At 37.3% G+C, this 19,008-nt stretch carries 18 protein-coding genes; 5 read left to right on the top strand and 13 right to left on the bottom strand.

The window, feature by feature from the left end; translation table 11 throughout:
- The first annotated feature begins 94 nt into the window (after positions 1-94).
- Positions 95-367, top strand: a complete 273-nt coding sequence (gene yccX / locus C9J45_RS14130) for an acylphosphatase (RefSeq protein WP_107206365.1) — start codon at positions 95-97, stop codon at positions 365-367.
- A gap of 83 nt (positions 368-450) precedes the next feature.
- Here the strand turns inward: yccX and tusE are convergent, their stop codons facing one another.
- The 11 genes from tusE to C9J45_RS14075 form a co-directional block, all read right to left on the bottom strand.
- Positions 451-780: a sulfurtransferase TusE gene (gene tusE / locus C9J45_RS14125; RefSeq protein ID WP_005368340.1), complete on the bottom strand. Its 330-nt coding sequence runs from the start codon at positions 778-780 to the stop codon at positions 451-453.
- A 153-nt stretch (positions 781-933) separates the two neighbouring features.
- Entirely contained in the window at positions 934-1,602 is a 669-nt protein-coding gene (locus tag C9J45_RS14120; RefSeq protein WP_005368338.1) for a Bax inhibitor-1/YccA family protein, read from the bottom strand.
- Between the two features lie 248 nt (positions 1,603-1,850).
- Positions 1,851-2,627 carry an amino acid ABC transporter ATP-binding protein gene (locus C9J45_RS14115; RefSeq protein WP_369917481.1) on the bottom strand — a complete coding sequence of 259 codons (777 nt, stop codon included), beginning with the start codon at positions 2,625-2,627 and terminating at the stop codon, positions 1,851-1,853.
- A 13-nt stretch (positions 2,628-2,640) separates the two neighbouring features.
- The gene (locus tag C9J45_RS14110) at positions 2,641-3,738 is read right to left on the bottom strand and encodes an amino acid ABC transporter permease (RefSeq protein ID WP_107206366.1); all 1,098 of its coding nucleotides are present in this window, start codon (positions 3,736-3,738) and stop codon (positions 2,641-2,643) included.
- A 5-nt stretch (positions 3,739-3,743) separates the two neighbouring features.
- The gene (locus C9J45_RS14105) at positions 3,744-4,943 is read right to left on the bottom strand and encodes an amino acid ABC transporter permease (RefSeq protein WP_107206367.1); all 1,200 of its coding nucleotides are present in this window, start codon (positions 4,941-4,943) and stop codon (positions 3,744-3,746) included.
- Positions 4,944-5,051: 108 nt separating this feature from the next.
- Positions 5,052-6,080: an amino acid ABC transporter substrate-binding protein gene (locus tag C9J45_RS14100; protein WP_107206368.1), complete on the bottom strand. Its 1,029-nt coding sequence runs from the start codon at positions 6,078-6,080 to the stop codon at positions 5,052-5,054.
- Positions 6,081-6,663: 583 nt separating this feature from the next.
- Entirely contained in the window at positions 6,664-7,893 is a 1,230-nt protein-coding gene (locus C9J45_RS14095; protein ID WP_107206369.1) for an OFA family MFS transporter, read from the bottom strand.
- Between the two features lie 313 nt (positions 7,894-8,206).
- Positions 8,207-9,433: a sodium/glutamate symporter gene (gene gltS, locus C9J45_RS14090; protein ID WP_107246909.1), complete on the bottom strand. Its 1,227-nt coding sequence runs from the start codon at positions 9,431-9,433 to the stop codon at positions 8,207-8,209.
- Positions 9,434-10,083: 650 nt separating this feature from the next.
- Positions 10,084-10,425: a hypothetical protein gene (locus C9J45_RS14085; protein WP_107206371.1), complete on the bottom strand. Its 342-nt coding sequence runs from the start codon at positions 10,423-10,425 to the stop codon at positions 10,084-10,086.
- Positions 10,426-10,495: 70 nt separating this feature from the next.
- Entirely contained in the window at positions 10,496-13,564 is a 3,069-nt protein-coding gene (locus C9J45_RS14080) for an EAL domain-containing protein (protein ID WP_107292670.1), read from the bottom strand.
- 186 nt (positions 13,565-13,750) lie between these two features.
- Positions 13,751-14,275, bottom strand: a complete 525-nt coding sequence (locus tag C9J45_RS14075; protein ID WP_107287639.1) for a hypothetical protein — start codon at positions 14,273-14,275, stop codon at positions 13,751-13,753.
- A 315-nt stretch (positions 14,276-14,590) separates the two neighbouring features.
- Between C9J45_RS14075 and C9J45_RS14070 the strand changes: the two genes are divergently transcribed.
- The 4 genes from C9J45_RS14070 to C9J45_RS14055 all read left to right on the top strand — a co-directional run bounded on the left by C9J45_RS14070 (position 14,591) and on the right by C9J45_RS14055 (position 16,738).
- Positions 14,591-14,947 (top strand): DsrE/DsrF/TusD sulfur relay family protein, encoded by a 357-nt coding sequence (locus C9J45_RS14070; protein WP_107206374.1) that lies wholly within the window; start codon positions 14,591-14,593, stop codon positions 14,945-14,947.
- Between the two features lie 179 nt (positions 14,948-15,126).
- Positions 15,127-15,468, top strand: a complete 342-nt coding sequence (locus C9J45_RS14065; protein WP_006645414.1) for a 5-carboxymethyl-2-hydroxymuconate Delta-isomerase — start codon at positions 15,127-15,129, stop codon at positions 15,466-15,468.
- A 126-nt stretch (positions 15,469-15,594) separates the two neighbouring features.
- On the top strand, positions 15,595-15,987 hold the full coding sequence (locus C9J45_RS14060) for a cystatin domain-containing protein (RefSeq protein ID WP_107259534.1): 393 nt from the start codon (positions 15,595-15,597) through the stop codon (positions 15,985-15,987).
- A gap of 100 nt (positions 15,988-16,087) precedes the next feature.
- Positions 16,088-16,738, top strand: a complete 651-nt coding sequence (locus tag C9J45_RS14055; RefSeq protein WP_107206376.1) for a Qnr family pentapeptide repeat protein — start codon at positions 16,088-16,090, stop codon at positions 16,736-16,738.
- Between the two features lie 59 nt (positions 16,739-16,797).
- Here the strand turns inward: C9J45_RS14055 and C9J45_RS14050 are convergent, their stop codons facing one another.
- Together C9J45_RS14050 and C9J45_RS14045 are read right to left on the bottom strand one after the other, a co-directional pair.
- A complete protein-coding gene (locus C9J45_RS14050) occupies positions 16,798-17,238 on the bottom strand; it encodes a VOC family protein (protein WP_107206377.1) in 441 nt (146 codons plus the stop codon).
- Between the two features lie 118 nt (positions 17,239-17,356).
- Positions 17,357-18,937, bottom strand: a complete 1,581-nt coding sequence (locus C9J45_RS14045; protein WP_107246915.1) for a Na+/H+ antiporter NhaC family protein — start codon at positions 18,935-18,937, stop codon at positions 17,357-17,359.
- Positions 18,938-19,008: the final 71 nt, after the last annotated feature.

Raw genomic sequence — 19,008 nt, 5'->3', positions numbered from 1 at the left:
ACATCCTAATGAGCATAGATAAGTGGTTGCGAGATAACATTGATGGTGTAACTACATATACATCGACAAAATTACTTAGAACTTGAGGTGATGAATGTCACAGTTATGTATAAGAGCGAATATTACAGGCCGTGTGCAAGGGGTGGGTTTTCGTTTTCACACTGCTCATGAAGGGTTGAAATACAGTTTAAAAGGCTATGCGAAAAACCTACCTGATGGCAGTGTGGAAATTTTAGCTTGTGGTGAAAAAGAAAATATAGATGCGTTATTACTTTGGTTAGGGAGCGGGGTAAAGCTCGCTGATGTTAAGTCAATAACAACGGAAGAGTTGGAATGGCGGCATGTTGATGGATTTACGATTAAGTAGACATTGTTGTCAATAACAGAGGGTCACAAAATAGCAAGTCAATGCGTATCCTGTGACCACAGAGGGTTAGTAACAGTAGTGAATTAAATGCATTTTACTGGTTTCGGTAATCCGGCTAATTTTGTTGCTTGTTTTGCTGGTCCTTTAGGGAATAGGCGATAAAGATAACGAGAATTTCCTTTTTCTTCGCCGTATTTTTTCGCCATTGCTTTAACCAACATACGGACAGCCGGTGATGTATTAAATTCTAAATAAAATTCGCGTACAAAATGGATCACTTCCCAGTGCGCAGCAGAAAGATCAATCCCTTCTTCTTCTGCAAGTAAAGGGACAAGTTCTTCACACCAGTCACTAACATTTTTCAGATAGCCTTGTGCATCTGTTTCGATTTCTTTTTTATTAAATTCAAGCATGGTGAGCCTCGGTATTCATTACGGCTCAAAGCATAGTGAGTGTGGTACGGCGCTGCAAGTAAAACTGTTCACTATGTTGATGTATTTGACTATTGCTGATATAAAAATGCCCGCAAGATAGCGGGCATTTAGTATTAAGAATAGCGGTTGCTATTAGTTATTATCGCTGTTGATAACACCAAGAATTTGCAACAAGCTTAGGAACAGGTTGTAGATAGAAACGTACAACGTTACTGTCGCTGAAATGTAGTTTGTTTCACCACCACGAACAATTGACTGTGTAGTCAATAGAATTGCAGCTGATGAGAACAGAACAAACATACCGCTAATAGCAAGTGACAGCATTGGCATCTTCAAGAAGATATTAGCAACCACTGCAACAAGAATTGCGATAAAGCCTGCCATTAACATACCGTTTAAGAACGATAGGTCACGTTTAGTTGTTAGTGCGTAAGCTGAACAGCCAAGGAAAGTTACTGCTGTACCACCTAGGGCAGTCATTACAACATCGCCCATACCCGCGCCAACATACATGTTTAGAATTGGACCTAAGGTATAACCCATAAATCCAGTCAGTGCGAAGACGAAAACTAAGCCTAAGCTGCTATCTCGGTTACGTTCGGTTAAGAAAATTAAACCATAGAAACCTACAAGTAATACAATCCAGTGTACAGGCGGTACATTCATTGCCATCGCTACACCTGCAATACCTGCAGAAAATAACAAAGTTAACGAAAGTAGGAAGTAGGTGTTACGTAGAACCTTGTTGGTAGATAGTAAGCCTTCGTAACCGCCGTCACGATTAACTATACGATCGTTCATAAAAATCCCCTTAGGGTAGTTATATTGAGACTATTAATTTATATATGAGGCTAAATTACCATAAAAGCAAGTTTAACTAAGCACTCAACATTAAAATATTTGTACTGAAGCACGTTATCATCACTTAGCTCGTATATTACTTAACCGCGGCGATGAAAATCAGACAAATGTGTAAGTAAATGTTTCAAAGTAACTATGGTTAGCGCTACTAATCACTTGTTTTCTTTGAAACATTTAAATTATACGGCTTAATGTAATATTTGGCTTAAGAACAATTGGGTACGATCAGATTTTGGATTATCAAAGAAATCATGTGGATTATTTTCTTCAATGATTTCACCTTGATCCATGAATATAACCCGATCAGCAACTTGTCGTGCAAACCCCATTTCGTGAGTCACACAAAGCATCGTCATGCCTTCATTTGCCAATTCAACCATAACATCAAGCACTTCTCTAACCATTTCAGGATCGAGTGCTGATGTAGGCTCATCAAAAAGCATAACTTGCGGATTCATACAAAGTGAGCGGGCGATAGCAACACGTTGTTGCTGACCACCAGAAAGTTGTCCTGGGAATTTATTCGCCTGATCGGTAATTTGTACCCGCTCAAGGTACTTCATCGCTAACGCTTCTGCTTCTTTCTTTGGCATTTTCTTCACCCAAATAGGAGCAAGAGTACAATTTTCTAATACCGTTAGGTGAGGGAAGAGGTTGAAGTGCTGGAAACACATGCCGACTTCTTTACGTACTAATTCGATATTTTTCAAATCATCAGTTAGCTCTGTACCGCCAACAATAATTTGTCCTTTTTGGTGTTCTTCTAAGCTGTTAATACATCTGATCATGGTTGATTTACCTGATCCTGAAGGACCACAAATCACGATCTTCTCGCCTTTCTTTACTTGTAAGTTAATATTTTTCAGAACATGGAATTGACCATACCACTTATTCACATCAGTTAGCTGGATCATAAGATCAGAGCTGGTGTTATCCGTGTTAGGTTTTGAAGTACTACTCGTCATAATGCTGTCCTTGCTAACGTTTGTGCCCAGTGTGTAATTTGTTTTCTAAATAAATACTGTAACGTGACATCCCAAAACAGAAAATCCAGAAGACTAAAGCAACGAAGACATAGCTTTCAGTTGCAAAGCCTAACCATTCAGGATCGCTGGTGGCTGCTTGCCCTATACCTAATACATCAAACATACCGATAATGAGGACTAAGCTGGTATCTTTAAACAAGCCGATAAACGTATTTACGATAGAGGGAATGGTAATCTTTAACGCTTGAGGTAAAACGATAAGGTACATCTTCTTCCAATACGTTAAACCTAATGCATCCGCTGCTTCATATTGCCCTTTAGGGATTGCTTGTAAGCCTCCACGAATAACCTCTGCCATATAAGCGGCACTAAACATCACCACACCAATAAGTGCGCGGAATAATTTATTGGTTTCCATTTCGGCGGAAAGGAAAAGAGGGAGCATCACCGATGCCATAAAGAGTACGGTGATCAGTGGAACACCTCGCCATAACTCAATATAAACCGTACAAATACTACGAATTATAGGCATTTCTGAACGTCGCCCTAAGGCGAGTACGACGCCGATGGGTAAAGAAACCACAATACCAACAATCGCAATTACTAAGGTAATTAATAGGCCGCCCCATAAGTGCGTTTCAACAATCGGTAAACCAAATACGCCACCATAAAGCAGGAAGCCGGCAATGAATGGATAAATGTTGACGAAAAATAGCCATATCCATCCACGATAAGGTGTTTTTTCGTAAGCTAATAGTCCAATGAACAGGGCTAATGTTGCGTAAAAAAGTTTAGGTCGCCACAGCTCTTCTGTTGGATAAAAGCCAAACATAAACTGATCAAAACGGACGTTAATAAATGTCCAGCATGCACCACTACTGGTACATGCATCACGGCTATCACCTGTCCAGTCAGCATTAATAAATGCCCATTCAACGATGTACCAAATGCCTAAAATAGCAAAATAGCCTAAGAGAAATGTCGCGATACTATTGGTCAAAGAGGAAAATAAGTTGGTACGTAACCAGCCTATAATCCCGACGGTATTAGCTGGTGGCGGTAGATCGGGTTGAAATTGATGTTTATTCATAGTGATTACCTCTCTACCAACGCGACTTTCTTGTTATAGATATTCATCACCAAAGAGGTGAATAGGCTTAATGTGAGATAGACAGCCATAGTCATTGCTATGATTTCAATAGCTTGACCTGTTTGGTTTAAGGTTGTTCCTGCAAAGACAGAAATAAGATCGGGATAGCCAATGGCCATCGCAAGCGATGAGTTTTTGGTTAAATTTAAATATTGGCTGGTGAGCGGCGGAATAATAATACGCAGTGCTTGCGGTACAACGACAAGGCGTAAGGTTTTATTTCTCGATAACCCTAACGCTTCAGCGGCTTCGGTTTGACCATGACTAACAGCATTGATACCTGAACGAACAATTTCAGCAATAAATGAAGCGGTATAGATGCTTAGTGCCAGTAAAAGGGCTGCAAGTTCAGGAAGGATGGTTATTCCACCTTTAAAGTTAAAACCTTTAAGTTCTGGATATTCCAAATCAATGGGCATACCTGTGACAAAAAAGGCGATTAACGGCAAGCCTAAAACTAATCCTGTTACGGTTAATAGTACGGGAAGTTGTTGACCTGTTTGTTGTTGTTTTTTCTTAGCATATTGATAAAAGAACAAAGAAATAACAACAGCAATGGCTAAACACCATCCAACAATTTCAGAGCCCGAGCCATAGATAGGGCTAGGAATAGATAGTCCGCGAATATTTAAAAATATAGCTTCGCCTAAGCTGATACTTTGTCGAGGAGAGGGAAGTGCCTGGAGTACTGCAAAGTACCAAAAAAAGATTTGCAGTAATAAAGGAATATTACGAAAGACTTCAATATAAACAGCAGCTAAACGGCTGATTAACCAATTTGAAGAGAGTCGAGCAATGCCCATGATAAAGCCAATAATTGTGGCAAGGATAATACCTAATCCTGCAACTAACGCAGTATTTAGTAATCCAATAACAAAGGTTCGCCCATAAGTGTAAGTTTCATCGTAATCAATCAGTGTTAAGCCAATACCAAATCCGGCTTCTTGGTTAAGAAAGTCAAATCCTGTCGAGATACCTCGTGATTCTAAATTGGTAAGGGCATTATTTACGATGGAGTAAAAAAAGAACACTAGCCCAATAACAGCAATAAGTTGAAAAATAACCGCTCTGAAAGTTGGGTTATAAAAAATGTTCTGTTTGGACTTTGGATTCGATACATCCGATGTATGTGGTGTAGGAGCCATACAACAACCTCAGTTCCTATTGAGATGTAAAAGTAGGGACCCGTTGCCGAATCCCTATATAGTGCTACGTTGTACTATGTTTCTTTCAATAAATATCTATGCGTGTGATTAACGAATTGGTGGTGCGTATTGGATACCACCGTTCGTCCAAAGCGCGTTTAAACCACGTTTAATTTTAAGTGGTGAGCCTTCACCGACAGTACGCTCAAAGCTCTCACCGTAGTTACCTACTTGTTTGATAATCTGGTAGCCCCAATCATCTTTAAGTCCTAAGCCTTTACCTTTTGGTCCATCTAAGCCAATAAGACGACGGATATTTGGATCTTTTGATTCTTTCGCTAATTTATCAATGTTAGCAGAAGTTACATTGAATTCTTCAGCATTGATCATAGTGAAGAGCGTCCAGCGAACTACGTTGAACCATTGGTCATCACCTTGACGGACTACAGGGCCTAAAGGCTCTTTAGAAATAATTTCTGGTAGTACAACAGCTGAATTAGGATCTTTTAAGTTTAAACGCAGAGCATATAGACCAGATTGATCCGTTGTTAATACGTCACAACGACCAGAATCAAAGCCTTTAGATGTTTGAGGTGCTGTATCAAATACAACTGGCTTATAAGTCATACCATTAACACGGAAGTAATCAGCAAGGTTTAGCTCCGTAGTCGTTCCTGATTGCACACAAACTGCCGCACCATCTAATTCTTTAGCGCTTTTTATGCCCATGTCTTTTTTAACCATAAAGCCTTGACCGTCGTAATAGTTAATACCGGTAAAGTTGAGGCCTAAAGAGGTATCACGGTGGAGTGTCCATGTAGTATTTCGCGATAAAACATCAATTTCACCAGACTGTAGTGCAGTGAAACGCTCTTTTGCTGTCAGTGGGATGTATTTAACTTTCGATTTATCGCCAATAGTTGCTGCCGCAATAGCTTGACAGAATTCTACATCAAGGCCTTCCCATTGACCTTTTGCATTAGGGTTTGAAAAGCCAGGTAGACCTGCACTTACGCCACATTGGACATAACCTTGTTTCATCACTTTGTCTAACGTAGTTTCAGCATTGGCGTTTGCAGCAAAAAGGGCAGTTGAAGAGGCTAACGCCGCAAATACCACTGATAATTTATTAGCCATTTGTACCTTCCTTTGTTGGTCTTGATGTGAAATTAAAAATAGATCGTTAATAATTTTAACAACATGTTAACAGTTGTTAATTATAGGAAGAGAAAATAAAAGGTCTAGTGAACGAAAAGATATAGATCACGAAAAGCTAACAAGATGAAAATTAGAATAAAATAATAATCATTACCATATGTGACTAATTATTCATGCTGGGTGCTTTGAATAGTGTGAGGTTAGGGATTGAAAATAATGAGTGTATTGGCGTGATTATTGCGCCGTGGCCTTATTTAAACGGGTGTTTTAAGTTGGTGAACGCAGAGGTTAAGTTGTATCTTGATATCTTCAAAGATGTTCAATTTGCATAATTATGATTTTTTATGCGGTTTGGTGGGAGTGCTGCTTTGTAGTTAAATTGTTTGGTATTTTGTCGTAGATTAAACTTAAATATCATATTTAGTCGATGTATTAAGTATTTAAGTCTGATTTTTTTCTATTATTCGAATTAGTGTTTTGAATTTTTTGCGAATTGGGGAATATTGTCTTATAAAGAAAGACTCAATAAAAATTGAGTCTTTCTTACTTATATTTTAGTTCGTTATGCGTTTGTCGCTTTTGCTGCCAGTGCGACTGAATCTACTTTTTTAGTCACAAAAGAAAGCACAACCGCGACACCAAGCATGATAGAACACACGGTATATGCCAGTGTGTAAGTACCTGTAGTATCAACAGCGAACGCCGCTACGACAGGGCCAATGAAACCACTCACACCCCAAGCGGTATAAAGTACACCATAGTTTGCACCATAGTTTTTCAAACCATAGAAATCAGCAATGATTGATGGGAATACTGCAAGCAGTGTTCCGTAACCAATACCTGCAACGGCTGCACCAATAATTAACGTAAAATCAGACTTAAACGTTGCGAACATTACCATGTTGATTGCTTGCATAATAAAGGCAATCATGAGGGTTTTAATGCCACCGATCTTGTCAGATAGGATACCTGCAACTACACGGCCACCAGAGTTGAATATTGCTAAAATTACAACTAAATATGCAGCATCTGCGATATTTGCTTGTGTTGCTGCAATAGAGGTGATGTTACCAATGATCATCAAACCTGATGCAGAAGCAAATGCATACATTACCCAAAGAGAGTAAAACTGTGGTGTTTTTAGCATTGCACGCCAGTTTAGATCTGCAGCATTACCTGATTTATTATTTACATCGTAGCCAGAAGGGACTTCTGGTGTATAGCCTGCTGGTGGATTGTTAATGGTACAAGCAAGAGGCACTGCAATAATAAGTACAGCAATACCTAATACTAAGAAACTTGTATTTATTCCAACTTCTTTAATCAGGAAAGATGTTAGCGGGGCTAAGTATACAGCTGCTAAACCAAAGCCTGCTGCAATTAAGCCATTAACTAGACCTTTCTTCGAAGGGTGGAACCATTTCATTGCAGATGGGCTAAGACACGCGTAGCCAAAACCGATACCACTACCTGTTAAGATACCGAATGTTACGATCAGTAACGTAGGCGTGGTAGCAAAGCTTGAAATGATCATACCTAGACCAACCATCACTGTACCTAGGATGAGTACTCGACGTGGACCCATACGGTCTTGCAGAATACCTGCCACCAATAATGATAATGAGAAGGTAATAATGGCAACCGTATAAGGTAGCGAAGCGTCGGCATTTGACCAGCCTAAATCAACAACAAGTGCTTTTTTGAAAACACTCCATGCGTAAAGAATACCCATACACAAATTAATGCAGAATCCAGCAAGTAAGATCTGCATTGCTCTATCAAATTTTTTCATACTTTTCTCAATTAAGGCGATGTCAGCAGATCACTTTGCCAACAAAGATAATGTTATATCTAAATGGGTTTTTTAAAGTGCGCGAATCTTATCAAGATTATTTAAATTTAAAATTGGCTAGAAATTGTTTGTTACAAATGAGCTGAAAGTATGAAAGTTAGAGTGTAACTGAATTTGAATAGCGTTTTAATTGAGAGGTGAATGTAATGGGGGTGTTATTTATTTGTGGCGTTATTGAGTGTTTCAAAAGGAATAACAAAAGGGGAAAGAGTGCATCTCTTTCCCCTTTATGAACTATGAAGTGTGATTACTATTAGTGACCAAGGAAACTTATATAGCCCTGTAGTACAAGTAGGTTAGTAATATCAATAAAGAAAGCACCAACAATAGGTACAACCATAAATGCCTGTGGTGATGGCCCATTTCGAGATACAAGTGCCCCCATGTTCATTACAGCTGTTGGTGTTGCACCCATACCAAAGCCACAGTGGCCGCCAGCAATAATTGCGGCATCGTAATTTTTACCCATTACGCGGAAAGTTACGAAGTAAGCAAATAGCGCGAGCACGATGGTCTGTACGATAAGAATCACCAACATAGGTAATGCGAGATCCATTAATTCCCATAAATGCAGGCTCATCAAGGCCATTGCAAGGAATAGGGATAACGAGATAGTACCTAAAGCATCAACGGTTTCCTTATTGATTTTGTAGCACTTAGTGCCTTCACAAAAGTTAGTAATGAAGACACCAATGAAAAGTGCGTAAACAAATTCAGGAATCCGAAGTGCGCTAATACCAAAGCTATCAACAAACTCTTTAGCATGTGATGCACCAGCAACGCAGACAAGAAGAATAAATAACACTTCAATTGTATTCTTTGAGGTAATACGATCTTCTTCTTTGTCGCTGTATGTTACAAGATCAGGGTGATCAATATGGTGATTACCACTTTCACCAAAATCTGATTTTAGGTTGTATTTATTAATAAGACGCTGTGCGACAGGTCCGCCAATAATACCCCCCATGACTAACCCAAATGTTGCACATGCCATCGATAATTCAAGCGTATTTAAGCCATAGTCAGTCGAGAAGGTTTGTGCCCAAGCGGCGCCTGTACCATGACCGCCTGATAATGTAATCGAGCCAACAACAAGACCCAGTAATGGATCTAGACCAAGTAGCTTACTTAAGCCAACGCCAACAGCATTTTGAATAACAATAAATACCGTTGCTAAGGCTAGGAATAAGAAGACACGTGATCCACCTTTCGCTAAGAGTTTATAGCTAGCAGCAAGGCCAACTGTTGCGAAGAACATTTCCATTAATGCATTTTTCATACTTAGCTTGAAGCTAATATCAAACCCTTGGAAATGAAAAATTGTTATAATAACAGCAACAACCAAGCCACCAACAATCGGCTCTGGAATGTTATACTTTCTTAAAATCGCAACTTTACTATTAATAAAGTAACCTAGAAAAAGCACGATTATTGCTATGAGCAATGATTCGAGCTCATTAATTTGAATAGTTGTGTTCATCGATAATCTTCTATTGTACTTCTTTGACGCTAATTTTAACGTTTAAAAGGTATTCTTACCATATTGCTATTCAAATTATAATGTAGTAGTCAATTAAGCTTTAAGTGGTGATATTGTATAAAATATCGAATATACCTACTTTAAAAAGTAAATGAAGTTACTTTCTGGTGCTCTTGATGTTATTGAATTGTTTTATTTTTATGCGTTGACGGTTGTTATTTTTCGAAGGTTAAAACTGCAAATAAAAATTACATAAATGCCATCTTTTAAATTTAATTTTTATTATAAAACATATGCTTATCTTATTGTTTTTGCCTAAATCAGTAAGTTGAGTCATATTTATAACGAAATGTGCACTGTAATACGAAGGTTAAAATGAAATTTTAGTTATTATGAATGCAATTGAAAAAAAACGGAAATTTCTCACAATATAAGATTGGTTGTTTTTTGCACAGATGTTTTTTGATTTATTTGGATAAAAAATTAAAAAAATTGAGCGATTTACACTTTAAGAGTATTCAATGCTGTAATTTGTGCTTGTTTTTTGTGTTCTATTTATTGTGATTAAAACTTATTGTAATTTTATTTGGTTATTTACAATAAAAAAGGAAGCTATTGCGATAGCTTCCTTTTGATGAATGAAGATAAAATCAGTTACTGTATTTTTTGAGTTTTAGATCTTTTTTAAGCTGCTGTATATATGCGATACGACTAGGATCTGCCGGTCTTGCTTGTAATTTATTGTTTTCCAATGTTTGTGCTTCATCTGGTAAAACACAACGCCCACTCACGCGTTCATGGTGTTGTTTGGTTTCAAATTCAGCACGTTTTGCAGCTAATTCTTGTTCACGAGCCATCGACTCACGGGCTTTACTTTGATCCGTTGCATCGACAACGACATAGCTATTACGTTTCTGCTGCCGTTGTTGGGCTGTGCCACCAAATTGATCGCGCTGCTTGATAAAGTTATTTAAGTGGTCATCAAAGCTCATCAAAGCATCCTACATAACAATTTCATTACCATAATAATAAGACACATTAAGAATGATGAGAACCTTGTTTTCAACTTAAAGTTGACCTTATTTCATTTGTGTTTAAATATTTCCTCTCAAAATCGGATAATGGTAATGGTTTATCAAAATAAAAGCCTTGTAATTCTTCCACGCCGAGAGATTCTAAGAACTTAAGTTGAACTTCTGTTTCAACACCTTCAGCGACAATTGTTAAATTTAAATTATGAGCAAGTTCTATGATAGAACGACAAATCGTAATACTGTCTTTGTTAAAAGGCAGATCTTTGATGAATTCTCTATCGACTTTTAGAATGTTTATAGGAAAGCGCGAAAGATAAGCGAGGGAAGAGTAACCAGTTCCGAAATCATCAATAGCGATTTTAATGCCTAGTTTACGTAAAGATTTAAGCTGTTTTAAAGCAAAATTAACATCACACATGAGCACGCTTTCTGTTAATTCAAGTTCGAGAAAATGAGGGTTACAACCCGTATTGTTAATCGCTTGTGTTATTGTTTCTACTAAGTCGGCTTCTAATAACTGTCTTGCAGAAATATTGATTGCAATATCAAAGTAATACTCTTTGTCTTGCCAAGATTTTAATTGAAGGCATGCTTGATTTATCAGGTAACGCCCAGCATCGATAATAAGCTCGGATGATTCTAAAACAGGGATAACATCAATAGGTGAACGGTATTCTCCTTTGCTGTTCTTCCAACGTAGTAGGGCTTCAACACCGCACAGTGTGTGTGTATTGGCATTCACCTTAGGTTGATAGAAGTATTCATATTGTTCACTACCAACGGATTTCCGAAGGTCAGACTCAAGTATTAAACGCTGAATGTTTTCCGCTTCCATCGATTCAGTGAAATAGCAGTAGTTGCTACCGGATAATCCTTTAGCGCGATATAAGGCCATGTGAGCGTATTTTTGTATCAGCTTTGGGTCTGATTCGGTGTCTGAGCTTAATGCAATACCAATGTTAGTTGAGATAGAAAGTACTTGGCTATCGATAGATAACGGCGCATTAGTATTTTGTAGTAATCGTTCAGCCACTTGCGTGATTGTTTGTAAATCGTGAAATGATCTGATTAAAATGCCAAATTCATTAGTATCAATACGGGCTAAAACATCTGTCTCACGTAAATTAGATTTTATCCGTTTTGAGACAATTAAAAGGATTTTTTCAATGTCTTCATTACTCATGGATTCATGAAGCTGTTTTGTTAATTCTAAATCGATCACGATGATAGCAATTTGAGCCTTATGTCGAATTGCTTCTTGCATGCTGTGTGCAATATCTTGAGTAAACATTGTTCTATTCGGTAACTGGGTTAATGCATCATAGTGTGCAAGACGGTGTAATCTATTTTCATAACTGACTCTGTCTGTTATGTCTTTGCTTGTTGCTATGTAGTTACAAATATTGCCATCATCACCGCGAATAGGTGAAATGGTATAATCCATATAAATTATATCGTTATCCGTTTTTTTGGTAATAACATGGCGAATGGATTGTCCTGAGACTAATTTGCTAATGAGTTCATCTTGTTCATGCTTATTATCGATATAGTCATTAATACAAATTGAGCTGTGGCTACCAATAAGCTGATTTAAAGGCTTGTTACTCATTTTTACATAAGCCGTATTTACATACTGAATAAAGCCATTTTTATCGGTAATGATAACGGATTCTGCGCTTTGTTCTGCTGCGCGAGATAAGGCTTGTAATTTCTTCTCACGATTAACCCAATAAGTTATATCAGCAATATGAAGTAAAATGTTATCTTCAACATTATCAACTTGCTTAGTTGCAATAACTTCAAGGTGTTTTGAACGTTTATATTTAAGTTTTATATGAGTCTTTAAATGCTCTGTGTTAGGTAATTGATCAATAGTATTAAGTAAGGTTGTGAGTTCATCTTGAATTTGTTTTGAATAGAAGAGACCTATTAATGGTTTTTGTAAAGCGCGAGAATGAATATTAAGTATTTTAAAAGCAGCGTCATTAATCGCTGTAATTTCTCTATTTTTATTGAGTGCTACAATACCATCTTCGCTATTTTTAATAACCGCCGTATATCTTTTTAGATTTTGATCTCGTTGCTTACGTAATGTCTGTTCATTTTTACGATTCTTAATTAATCGTCGTATCAACATTGCTGAGCTAATAATTAAAATAAAAAACGTAATATAAATGGCGGTTAAACGTATTCGTGTAAAATTAGAAAAATACAGATTGTTCAGTTCTTTATCAAAATTTAGTGAGGAAATTAACACCCACTCAGATGTGTTTTTATCTATATTTTTATTTAATTTTTTATCTTTAAATATCAGTGGGGTATAGGTGTAGAGATAGTCACCAATGATCGTTTGTCCTTTGTTTAATCGTTTTACAGCGTTCCATAAATAAGGATAGGTAACAGAGAAAAGTACGTCATCAGAACTTGTATTATCATCTCTTGATGGGGTCAGTGATTTGTTTAAGTATGGCTGTGTGATCCATTTTGCATCATTGTTAATAATAAAATTTGTACGCTCTTTATTGCTTGCAATATTACTAACAGGGATTTGGTGGTAACTTAGCTGCACAACCCAATTGCTGTGTTCTAATTTTAAATGTTGATAAAATGATACTTTATTTTGATGTTTATAAATGTAGCTTATTTTATTATTAAGAGAAAATGTATGATCTATATTTTTTAATTCTTGTGGTTCTTCAATGACTTTACTGTAATCAATATGAAAGCCATCTTTCACCTTGTCCAGGAGAAGAACTTGGCTGTTTTTATAGTCAATTAATCGAATGGAGTCATAGAGCTCTGAGGTAATAAGGATGCTCTTAAATTGTTTTAGTACATTTGCCTTTTCCAAGACCCGTAATGGTTCATGAAGAGGTTCTTGCTGTAATTGATAAGTGAGACGGTTTAAATCTTCAGTGATAGTGTTTAGATGTAAGTAACTAATTTGTATAAGAGAATCTAACTGGCGCAGTTCATTTTCTTTGATATGTTCTGCAAGCTGAACACTGTCTTTCTGGTAAAAATAGAGACTTAAAATAGTCACCATAGCAACCAATGGTACTAAAATGGCAAGAAGATACTGTTTTAACCCATTCACACAGACACCTTAATATGAATCCATAGACATACAATGTATAAGTCTATGCTAAAGTGTTCATATAGTTAAGGGGAAATAATGAGAAACGTGACGGGGTAAATATTTCAAGGAAGTTATAAAAGTAACAAGGTAGCATCAAGGTTAAATTTATAAACATAAAATTTAATGATCTTATCTATCATGTTTTTATTGTATATTGTTATAAAAACGGTTTAATTGCGCAATGATAGAAGTCTTGCCTTCACAATTAAAAATTGTTTTTACAGTATCATCAGGTGTTTCAAAAATATGCTTTATAGCGTCTGCACTTTCGTTAGAAATACCATTGATACGATACTCTAAACGTTGGTGAATCAACGAGTCCGTTGCAGTGACATATATCATATCTATGTCTGTGATACTTTGACGTAGGAAATCACGGTGTTGTTTTTTATAAGCACCTTGTGTAACCACTACACGGGGATAAAGAGTCCGGAAGTGATTAACTTTTTGACTGATACGAATAAAAAAATCATCTCTCATTTCATCCGTAAAAGGCTTGTTCGCAGCAATAACTTCACGCATTTCATCAGTTAAATCGTCATCTGCATGGTAAACAAACCAATCGTCATGAGCACCAATGACATCACCGACAAAAGATTTACCGGCACCAGAAAGACCAAATAAAAATAGGACCGATGGTGCATCGGTTAGTTGAAGACGATGACTCATTTTATGTTCTCATTCTAGAGGTTAAGTACACTTCAGCTGCTATGAATAAACGTGTTAAATCAACTGAGGCGGTAATGTGCCAAATTATTCGAGTTGAGAATAGTAGAATATGCATATAACGTGAATTTGAGATAATAATGTGTACTAACTGAATGTTTTGTAGACGTACAGTGACGTAAAGACATTAAAAATGTGAACTGTGATATTAATTGACTATTGCTATTATTGATCAGTAGTGTTTGGGGTTTTTATATATTTAATCTCATTTTGTGTGACAATAAAGGCAATTGATTTTATTTTTTAGATGGGTATTAAATGCAAACTATTTTAATCGTTATCAATGACGCTCCTTATGGCTCTGAGCGTCCTTTTAATGCATTACGCTTAGCCATTAAACTTAATGAACAGGAAGAACAACCTGTAAGTCTCAAATTGTTTTTAATGTCTGATGCTGTGATGTGCGCGATGAAACAGCAAAATCCGGTAGAAGGCTATGATATTCAACAAATGCTTGAAATCCTTATTGCACAAGGAAGCAAGGTCAAATTGTGTAAAACCTGTTGTTGTGCGCGAGGGCTGTCTGAGTCATTGCTCATTGAAGATTGTGAAATAGGCTCGTTAGATGATTTAGCAAGTTGGACACTAAAGGCGGAAAAAGTACTAACATTTTAATTGTTATGCTCAGTGATTTAACGTAACAGAAAAGAGCTATTTTTGTACAGGAATCACAGAAAGCAAAAGAACTCAGATATTAAATGTATTTATTATCAAAAAGCTGATCAAACTAAGAGTTCTCTTATTTATATATGCTAGTGTCATTAAATAAGCTATTCATATACAGGAGATAAGCTGTGCCGCATTGCATTATTGAATATGCCAAAGATCTTGAAACAGAGATTAATTTAAATGAATTAATGGCAACAACGCATTACGCGACGTTTAGTTCAGGGCTTTTTGATGAAGAAGATATAAAAACCCGTGCCATACCTTATGAGTTATATCGTACAGGGACAACCGAAAAGCCTTTCGTTCATATTACCGTAAGGGTACTTCCAGGTAGAGATCCAAAGCAAAAAGATAATCTATCGGAAGTCATCTTGCACCAAGTGGCAGCAATGTTTCAGAATGATATTTGCGTCACAGTCGAGATTGAAGATATTAATCAGCAATCTTATCGCAAGTATGTCATATAAAAATGCAAATATAATTGCTTTATATCATTACTTATAGCAATAAATCACCGTTCGAATAAAGTATATTTGCACTTAATCATGTTTTCTGTTGATATATATGCAGAAAATGTGAATTAGGATTTGATGATGAATAAGAAAGTTTTACTCATTGCTTTAAGCTCAGTTACATTAGTTGCATGTAATTCTGCAAAAGACGTAACTTCGAATGAGGCGAATATGCAAGAAAGTTGTAATTTTTCTCACGCAATCGTTGGTGGTTGGGCACAAGGTGACATAACACCTGAAGTGGAACAAGCAGCAAAAGACGCCGTTAAAGCAATCCCTGGTGAGCATCAGCTCGGTAAAATCTATCATGTAACACAGCAAGTGGTTGCAGGTATGAACTACTCAATTACATTTAGTATTGAAAATGGTGATTACTACAATGCGACTGTTTTCCATAGCCTACAGAATACTTATGATGTTAAAGATGTAAAACAAGTATCATCAGTAGCTTCGAATTGTGATGTTCATAAGTAATTAAATAATAAGTTCTAATAGATTGAGAAAGCGCTATTATTGAGCAATCAGTAATTGTGCTTTTTTTTGATCAGTCGCAGAGTAATAGAAGAGATAATGTATGCATGTTGTAGGTCAGTGCTATCAAGATGAAAGCTTTTCTAAACAAGAATTGTCCGAAGCTATTTTTGAAAATTGTCAGTTTTATCGTTGTGATTTCTCACGTGCAAATTTAGTTGAAGCGAGTTTTATCAACTGTAATTTTATTGATGTGGGGGATGACAAAGGCTGTGATTTTTCCTATTCAAAGCTCAAAGATGCGAGTTTTAAGCAGTGTAATTTGTCAATGGCTAGTTTTCGTAATGCGCAGTGTTTTGGCATAGAAATGCGACAATCTAATCTCCAAGGCGTTGATTTTCAATATGCTTCTTTTGCAAATTATATTACCCATAACACTTTCTTTTGCTCGGCATTTATCACTGGCTGCAATTTACGTTATAGCAATTTCGAAGACATAAAATTAGAGCAGTGCGAACTGTTTGAAAACCGATGGAATGGGGCTAATTTGTTGGCAACATCGTTTAAAGGATCTGACTTAAGTCGCGGTGAGTTTTCCTCTGAACAGTGGGGTCAATGCGTTGTAGAAGACGCAGATCTTTGTCATGTGGATTTAGAGGGGGTTGATATTCGACGTGTGAATTTGAACGGTGTAAAAATTTGCGACTGGCAACAAGAGCAATTATTAAGTCAACTTGGCATTATTGTGCTTTAAAGGCTCTAAAACTGTCGGTATTATTGAATAAAATAATACCGACAAACAAAAGCTATTTCTTACCATTCACCTTGGTTTTGCATCGAAGCCCAAGGTTCAGCGGGTTCTAGTGCGTCACCTTTTTGTAGCAGTTCAATCGAAATACCATCAGGTGAACGAACAAATGCCATATGTCCATCACGGGGTGGGCGATTAATGACAACACCATTATTTTGTAAATGAGCACATAAATCGTAAATATTATCGACGGCAAAAGCGAGGTGACCAAAATTACGGCCACCAGTGTACGATTCTGGATCCCAGTTATAAGTTAGTTCTAATAAAGGCGATTGTGTTTCTTTTGCTGTTTCTGCCTGATTAGGTGCAGCTAAAAATACGAGAGTAAAACGTCCACGTTCGCTTTCTTTTCGTCGAATTTCTACCAAACCAAGCTTGTTACAGTAAAAATCCAGTGAAGCATCTAAGTTGCTCACTCGTACCATGGTATGTAAGTATTCCATTCTATTTCCTAGCTTTTATACAAAAAAATCCCCGTTGTCTAATACTTAGCATAAAGCAAATGCGTATTAAAACGAACGGGGATTATTAGATTTTATGATCTAATATTAATGTATTTATTTATGCTGTTACCGCTTGCAGTTGTTTCTTATGACGACGTAGGTGAATCGTACAACATGCAAGGAACCAAACAGAGCTTACTGCAATACCCGCAATTGTTGAAGATAAGATACCCATTGCCAAATAACCTAATAGTGCGCCAAAAGCGACAGTAATAGCATAAGGAAGCTGAGTCATAACGTGATCCATATGGTGACTACCTGCACCTGTTGCAGACAAGATACTTGTGCTTGAAATAGGTGAGCTGTGATCACCAAATACCGAACCTGCAAGTACTGCAGATAACATCGGCATTAATAGGTGAGCATCACTTGCTACCGCCATATCACCAGCAAGTGGCAACATAATACCGAACGTGCCCCAGCTTGTACCTGTCGCAAATGACATTGCACATGAAAGGATGAAGACTAACGCTGGTAGTAATTCCGTTGGGAACCCCCCTTTTGTTAAAGAGGCTAGGTATTGGCCTGTAGACATATCACTCACAACAGTACCGATCGTCCATGCAAAAAGTAGAATAATGATTGCAGGGATCATCGCTTGTACACCTTGAGGTGCCGCAGTTAACCAAGTCTTACGTGGCAGCTTTAAACGTAAAGCTAGAAGAATAGAAACAGCGAGGCTACATAAAGATGCATTAACCAATGAAGCACCTAGATCGGTATGCTCTAAAGAAGCAATTAAGCTAAAAGCCTCGCCTTTTGCGCTTAATACTTCAGCACCACTGATGATCATAAAGATAACGCTTGAGACTGTCAGTGTCAGAATAGGCAATACCATATCAATCATAGTACCTTGGCCTTCAGACTCAGTCGTAATTTCTAAGCCTTTAGGGTGGCCTTTAGATTCATCCCAAAGCTTACCTTCTTCTGCCCATGCTTCGTGTTGACGCATTGGACCAATGTTAAGTTGGAAGAAAATAACAACGATAACCATTAATAGCGTAAACACGGCGTATAAGTTCATTGGGATCATTTGAACAAACAATGAAATAGCACTGATATCGGTAATATGGTTTGTTACTAAAATACCGCTAAGAATAGCAATAATGTAAGCACCCCAAGAAGAAATTGGCGTGATAACACAAACAGGTGCAGCCGTTGAATCAAGTAAATAAGCAAGCTTTGCACGTGAGATATTGAAGCGATCTGTTACTGGGCGACAAATAGGCCCCACAGATAAGCTATGGAAAAAGTCATCAATAAAGAAAGCAAAAACCATTAAACCCGTTAGCATATTTGCGCTACGGCGATCTTTACAGCGACGAACACCCCATTCAGCAAATGCTTTAGTGGCACCTGTTGCTGTCATTAAGCTGATCAAACCACCGAGCAAAAGCATAAAGATGATCATATTAACGTTACCGCTATTTACAGCACCGTCTGCCCAAACAAGGCCTACAACTTTATTTACGATATATTGAAGCGCCGCTAAAGGGCTGTAATCATTAAGAAGGATTGCGCCTGCAACAATACCAAGGCCAAGTGATAACAATACACGTCGTGTAGTGATTGCTAAAACAACCGCCAGTAAGGGTGGTACAACTGATAGCAGGGAGTCAGAATATTGAACTAGATTCATGGATCTCTTAAACACCTATATTAGGTGGAGATCTACCGAAAGGATAGAGAAACAGATTTCAGGAGAAAAAA

The organism is Photobacterium sp. GB-1, from assembly GCF_003026165.1.
Classification (GTDB): domain Bacteria; phylum Pseudomonadota; class Gammaproteobacteria; order Enterobacterales; family Vibrionaceae; genus Photobacterium.
Note: the sequence above shows the minus strand (reverse complement) of the source record. Positions and strands in the feature narration are given on the sequence as shown.

Excerpts from the sequence above, each read along its gene's own strand:
- C9J45_RS14110 (WP_107206366.1), bottom strand. The coding sequence starts at position 3,738 with ATGAATAAACATCAATTTCAACCCGATCTACCGCCACCAGCTAATACC.
- C9J45_RS14070 (WP_107206374.1), top strand. The coding sequence starts at position 14,591 with ATGCAAACTATTTTAATCGTTATCAATGACGCTCCTTATGGCTCTGAG.
- gltS (WP_107246909.1), bottom strand. The coding sequence starts at position 9,433 with ATGAACACAACTATTCAAATTAATGAGCTCGAATCATTGCTCATAGCA.
- C9J45_RS14055 (WP_107206376.1), top strand. The coding sequence starts at position 16,088 with ATGCATGTTGTAGGTCAGTGCTATCAAGATGAAAGCTTTTCTAAACAA.
- C9J45_RS14045 (WP_107246915.1), bottom strand. The coding sequence starts at position 18,937 with ATGAATCTAGTTCAATATTCTGACTCCCTGCTATCAGTTGTACCACCC.
- C9J45_RS14075 (WP_107287639.1), bottom strand. The coding sequence starts at position 14,275 with ATGAGTCATCGTCTTCAACTAACCGATGCACCATCGGTCCTATTTTTA.
- C9J45_RS14105 (WP_107206367.1), bottom strand. The coding sequence starts at position 4,943 with ATGGCTCCTACACCACATACATCGGATGTATCGAATCCAAAGTCCAAA.
- tusE (WP_005368340.1), bottom strand. The coding sequence starts at position 780 with ATGCTTGAATTTAATAAAAAAGAAATCGAAACAGATGCACAAGGCTAT.
- C9J45_RS14060 (WP_107259534.1), top strand. The coding sequence starts at position 15,595 with ATGAATAAGAAAGTTTTACTCATTGCTTTAAGCTCAGTTACATTAGTT.
- yccX (WP_107206365.1), top strand. The coding sequence starts at position 95 with ATGTCACAGTTATGTATAAGAGCGAATATTACAGGCCGTGTGCAAGGG.
- C9J45_RS14115 (WP_369917481.1), bottom strand. The coding sequence starts at position 2,627 with ATGACGAGTAGTACTTCAAAACCTAACACGGATAACACCAGCTCTGAT.
- C9J45_RS14095 (WP_107206369.1), bottom strand. The coding sequence starts at position 7,893 with ATGAAAAAATTTGATAGAGCAATGCAGATCTTACTTGCTGGATTCTGC.
- C9J45_RS14050 (WP_107206377.1), bottom strand. The coding sequence starts at position 17,238 with ATGGAATACTTACATACCATGGTACGAGTGAGCAACTTAGATGCTTCA.
- C9J45_RS14100 (WP_107206368.1), bottom strand. The coding sequence starts at position 6,080 with ATGGCTAATAAATTATCAGTGGTATTTGCGGCGTTAGCCTCTTCAACT.
- C9J45_RS14120 (WP_005368338.1), bottom strand. The coding sequence starts at position 1,602 with ATGAACGATCGTATAGTTAATCGTGACGGCGGTTACGAAGGCTTACTA.
- C9J45_RS14085 (WP_107206371.1), bottom strand. The coding sequence starts at position 10,425 with ATGAGCTTTGATGACCACTTAAATAACTTTATCAAGCAGCGCGATCAA.